This window comes from Faecalibacter macacae (assembly GCF_003687725.1).
Taxonomy (GTDB): Bacteria; Bacteroidota; Bacteroidia; order Flavobacteriales; family Weeksellaceae; genus Empedobacter; species Empedobacter macacae.
The window spans coordinates 1-1,309 of record NZ_RDOJ01000045.1 but is presented as its reverse complement, the minus strand read 5'-3'; the positions used below and the strand labels follow the sequence as shown (position 1 = coordinate 1,309).

Below are 1,309 nucleotides of genomic sequence, written 5' to 3'. Positions count from 1 at the left end.
TTTGCAAGTGCTTTTGCACTTTTCGGAACATTCGCAATGGCGAATGAAGTCAATGTAGAATTAGAAGAAGAATCAGTATCTGTAGAAAATATAGTAGAAATTGTATGTATTCCAAGAATGTTATCTTGCGGGGTTGAAGATTGTTGGAATTTAGATACAGAACAAGTTTATACTATGTTAATGTTATTACAAGATTGGGCTGAGCAAGACGCAGAGTCATGTGCAAATTTATTCCCATAGAAGTATTAACATCGGGATTGTATTAATAATCCCGATTATATAAATTATATATAATGCATAAAAAAAATATTTTTTTATTTTTAATGTTATTATTTAGTATTGAAATACTAAATGCACAAAATTATTTAGTTAATTATAATTTTAATTATATAAATGATTCCTTAAATAAATTAGATGTAAAATCTGAAGAAATGATTGTTCGAATTTATGATGATGGTTTTGTGTTTATGCCAAAAAACGATTTTAGAAATGATACCATTATTGTGGATGTAGCTAATTTATTAGAGAATGGTAAAATTGATATGAAATCGATATATGATAAATATGGTAAAACTGATAACAATGTTCGTTTTTTTTATAATAAATCAACTAATAAATATTTAATTCAAGCGAATGTATTTACTACAAAAACAACTTTTGAGGATAATGTTCCATTAATTGAATGGAAATTGAGTAATGAAACTAAGAAAATTAAAGATTATTTAGCTAAAAAAGCTACAGCTAATATTTTTGATAGAACTTGGGAAGCATGGTATACAGAAGAAATTCCTATTTCTTATGGGCCTTATAAATTTCATGGATTACCAGGTTTGATACTAGAAATTAAAGATTCTAATGACTTTTTTAATTTCGAATTTTTATCTTTTAATAAAAGTAATTCATCTATTCCAAAAAAATTAAATGAGGATAGAATTAACATTTCTCGTAAAGAGTTTGAAGATTTACAACTATTATTTAAAACTGATCCTATCAAATTAGTCGATCCAAATTTACAACGAATTAACAATGTGAATGATTATAACAAAAATAAAAAAGCAAAATTAGAATTAAATAATAATTCAATAGAAAGAGGTATACAATTTAATTTGAAATAACATCACTCCAATAACCATAATTTCCCCTACTATTATTATTTATTGTTAATTAAATTAAAATTACTAAAAATCATTGTATTTAACAGTAAAACTTGCATATTCTTATTGAAGTAATTAATGTTATAGATAAAGTTATAGGTTGCAAACTATAACAAAAGAATTAAAAACTAAATTACTTTAAAAATGAAAAAAAT

2 protein-coding genes are annotated in these 1,309 nt (G+C 23.6%); both read left to right on the top strand.

The window, feature by feature from the left end; translation table 11 throughout:
• Positions 1 to 240: hypothetical protein (locus EAH69_RS14035; protein WP_230466844.1), on the top strand; the 240-nt coding region annotated here is incomplete at its 5' end.
• A gap of 53 nt (positions 241 to 293) precedes the next feature.
• Entirely contained in the window at positions 294 to 1,115 is an 822-nt protein-coding gene (locus EAH69_RS13850) for a GLPGLI family protein (protein WP_121935805.1), read from the top strand.
• Positions 1,116 to 1,309 lie beyond the last annotated feature (194 nt).

Excerpts from the sequence above, each read along its gene's own strand:
- EAH69_RS13850 (WP_121935805.1), top strand. The coding sequence starts at position 294 with ATGCATAAAAAAAATATTTTTTTATTTTTAATGTTATTATTTAGTATT.